We start from the raw sequence: 3,749 nt of genomic DNA, 5'->3' as shown, positions 1-3,749 counted from the left end.
CAGGGCGTCGAGCCAGTCCGAGCGCAACGGCTGGCGGTGCCCCCGCAGCCGCGCCAGCCCCAGCGCGCGCGCATGCACGGCCATCAGGTCGGCGGTGGAGGCGCTCAGCTGGCGCTCGCGCAGGCGCTGCACCACGCCGCGCAGCAACTCGCGGGCCGCGCCCTCGGCCCCGTGCTCCCAGAGCCACTGGTAGTACTGCGGCGACGGCATGCCCGACGCATAGCCCGCGAAGGCATCGAGCCGCCGGAAGGTGTAGGGCACGATGTAAGAGCCAAATCGTGCCGATGCCTTAGTGGTAATTGGGTGGTTTGCTATATTTTTGATAGTGTCTTCGGGGTCTTCCGCAGGCTGCGGCGTTTCCGGCTCGCCGGTGGGCATGCCGCGCCAGAGCCGCGCGAGCGCGGGGGCGTGGTAGCCGCCGCACACCACCAGCACCGCTCCAAGGTCCTGCGCCATGGCCCAGGCGATCCAGCGCGCCATCATCTGTTCGCGCGCCTGGTTGCCGAGCGAGCCCGCCTCCCCCTCGCCGCGCAGGTGGCTGAAGTACGTGGACAGGCGCAGCGCCAGGCCATCGCTGGCCTCCCAGCCGGCGTGCGGATCCTCCGGCCCTGCGTCTTCGAAGAGGTGGTCCCAGAGCGCGTCGCGGCCCTGCACCGCGAGCTGGTCCGCCAGCGCGCGCTCGTAGGCCTCGGCCCGCGCCTGGTGCTCGGCATCGGCCGCATCGGCGTAGCGGTTCTCGAGATGGGCGAACGCGTCGTGCCAGGCGGGCAGGTCGATGAAGCGCACCTGCGCGCCGGCTTCCCGCCCGGCCTGCAGCGCCTGCCATTCGGGCGAGTGATCGGCGAAGGGCGTCCACGATCCGCGGTGCGTACCGCCGCGCGCCAGGTAGCTGTAGATCGCCACCGGCAGGCGGTGCGGCAGGTAGAGCTCGTCCAGCCGGTCGTTGAAATCCGCGGGCCCCTCGATCAGCACGAACGCGGGCCGCAGCGCCCGGATGCGCGCCGCCACCAGCCGCGCACAGGCGGGGCTGTGGTGGCGCACGCCGAGGATGACGGGGTCGGCGGGCGGCGCCGTGCCGGCCTTCACGGCAGCCGGTGGCGCGCTTCGTAGTACGCGCGCCAGTGCCCGCCCGTGCGCTTGGCGGCCTTTTGCTCGAAATAGCGGCGCAGCTTGGCGCGGTCGTCGGCGTTGTCCTTGACGATGGTGCCGGCGATGCAGTCCACCAGGTCGGCGGGCGAGCCCTCGCGCCGCTCCAGGAACCAGGCGCGCACGCCCACCGCGTGGGCCACGTTCACGGCCTCGGCGGTGGACATCACGGCGCTCAGGCGGTCCATGGCCGCATCGGGCGGCGCGCCGCGCTGGCCGTCGGCCGGTGCACCGCGCAGGTCTCGGAAGGTGGACACGAGCAGCTCCAGCACCGACGCCGGCACGGCGTGCGGGATGCCGCTTTGCGCGAGCAGCCGCGCGCTGGCGTCCTGCACGAGCGACAGCTCCCGGTCGAAGTCGAGGATCGGGAAGACGGTCTCGAAGTCGAAGCGGCGCTTGAGCGCGGCACTCATCTCGTTCACGCCGCGGTCCCGCGTGTTGGCCGTGGCGATGATGTTGAAGCCCTCGCGGGCGTAGAGCATGGCGTGTTCGCCCGCCAGCTCGGGCACCGCCATCACGCGGTCGGAGAGCATGCCGAGCAGGCAGTCCTGCACCTCCAGCGGCGCGCGCGTGATCTCCTCGAACCGCACGATGCGTCCCTGCTGCATGCCCTGGTAGAGCGGTGCGGGCACGAGCGCGCGCGGGCTGGGGCCTTCGTTGATGAGCAGGGCGTAGTTCCAGCCGTACTTGATCTGGTCCTCGGTGGTCGAGGCGCCGCCCTGGATGGTCAGCGTGGAGACGCCCGAGACGGCCGCGGCGAGCAGCTCCGACAGCAGCGACTTGGCCGTGCCGGGCTCGCCCACGAGCATCAGCCCGCGGCCGGTGGCCAGCGTGACCAGCATGCGTTCGATGCTTGCCACGGGCGCGACGATCTTGGGGGCGATGCCCAGCGCCGCATCGCCCAGGATGAAGGCCCGTGCGGCGCGCAGGCCCAGCGACCAGCCGGGCGGGCGCGGGTCCGTGTCCTGTGCGCGCAGGCGCTCCAGTTCCGCGGCATGGAGGATTTCGGAAGGCGGCCGCTGCAGCGGGACTCCCGCGGTTGCGGCTTCGCCGGGAGGTGTTGTCTTGCGGGAGATGGCCATGGTGCGGTCGGTCAGGGATGGGAAAGGCAGGGGGCAGCCATGCGATGGCCGGTCAGGCGCGAAGCCCCTCCAGGTCGCGGATCAGCTCGCTGGCGGAGATGGCGTCCAGACGGCCGATGGGCTCGGCATTCTGCAACTCGCCCCACGCGGAAGGCTTGCCCACCTGCACCTCGCCCAGTTCCTGCTCGGGGTACTCGTCCACCATGCCCACGATGATGCCGGGGTCCAGGTGCAACTCGATCACATGGGCGGCTCCCAGCGGCTTGGTGAAGTACCAGATGCCGCCGCCGTCCTGCGCCTGCCCGCGGCGCCAGCCCTTGTTGACCAGGCCCAGCACGCGGCCCGTGGGCACCTTGGCCTTGGTCCAGCGCGATAGCTTGATGTCCGCCTTCTCCGCCTCGGTCAGCGTGTAGGTGTCGCGGCCGATCTGCGGGAACGGCTGCAGCAGCTCGTAGTCCGCGAAGATCTGGCCGAAGGCCGCGGCGTCCTCGGGCGACAGTTCCAGCGCATGCGGAACGCCGATGCGCACCTGCGCGCCCTCCGGGATATCGAACGGGTCGTCCTCGGCCGTGGTGGTGCTGCCGTCTTCCGCCACGCGAAAGCAGGCCGCGAGCCGGCCGCCGTAGCTGCCGCCATCTGGCACCTCGTACACGCCCCACACCAGGCGCTGCACGATGTGGCGCACGAGCGGGTGGCCGGCGAGGAAGGTGCGGAATACCTCCGGCGTCCAGCGCCGGCGCGCGCACATGGCCACCTCCAGGCGCAGCAACTGCTGGCTGGCGATGGTGCGCGCGTCCTTCTTGAGCAGCTTGAAGCGCTCCACGGCCTGCGCCGAGAGGTCGGGGTCGTCGGTCTTCTTCGGCTTGGGCAGGTCCGGCAGGCGCGCGCCGTCGCTGCCGTCCCCCGAGACCTCGCGCACATAGGGTTTGAGCGTCTCGTCGAAGCCCACTTTGAACGCCCTCGGACCGAAGTCGAGCCGCAGCGTGCCCTGCGCATCCAGGCCCAGGTCGGGCGCGAGGCGGTCCTCCAGTTCCTCGGGGCTCAGGCCCCGCGCCTCGGCGATGGCGGCGATCTTCTCGCGGGCCTTGTCCTGCAAGCCCTTGAACTTGATCTTCTGTGCGATGCCGTTGAGCAGCATCAGCGCGACGTCGGTGCCGATCTGCGCGAGCACGTCCAGCCCCGTGACGGCGCGCGCATGGGCCGACTCGCCGGGCCAGGCGCGGATGAAGGGCGTGAGCCGGCGGGCGGTGTCGTCGGTGCCCAGCAGGCCCAGCGCGGTCAGCGCCCAGCCGTCCTTCGACGGGCCGCCCGCTTCGAGCCAGGCGCCGAACGCATCCCATGCGAAATCGGCCAGCGAATCGGGCGTGCAGGCCTCGCGCACCACGGCGATGCCGGCATACACCTCCTCGCTCGTGGGGAAGGTCAGCATCTGGCCGAGCGCGTCGAGCGCTTCGTCGGGCAGCGCCTTGCCAGGGCCCGGGCCGTCCTGCAGCACCGGGCGGCGCCAGCCGCGCGGCTGCC

The 3,749-nt window shown here is 71.7% G+C and carries 3 protein-coding genes; all 3 read right to left on the bottom strand.

Features of this window, described 5'->3' with window-relative positions:
• Nucleotides 1-1,086, bottom strand: a 1,086-nt coding sequence (locus tag AC27KI_RS20515; protein WP_487115553.1) for a DUF5682 family protein, incomplete at its 3' end; no start/stop codon positions are given.
• The gene (locus AC27KI_RS20510; RefSeq protein ID WP_487115551.1) at nt 1,083-2,228 is read right to left on the bottom strand and encodes an ATP-binding protein; all 1,146 of its coding nucleotides are present in this window, start codon (nt 2,226-2,228) and stop codon (nt 1,083-1,085) included. The genes AC27KI_RS20510 and AC27KI_RS20515, both read right to left, overlap by 4 nt.
• A 52-nt stretch (nt 2,229-2,280) precedes the next feature.
• Nucleotides 2,281-3,749 (bottom strand): DUF4132 domain-containing protein (locus AC27KI_RS20505; RefSeq protein ID WP_487090883.1); only part of this gene is annotated, 1,469 nt, incomplete at its 5' end.

This window comes from Acidovorax sp. KPB24-03, assembly GCF_057546605.1.
The sequence above is the reverse complement of the archived record's forward strand: the minus strand, read 5'-3'. Positions and strand labels throughout refer to the sequence as shown.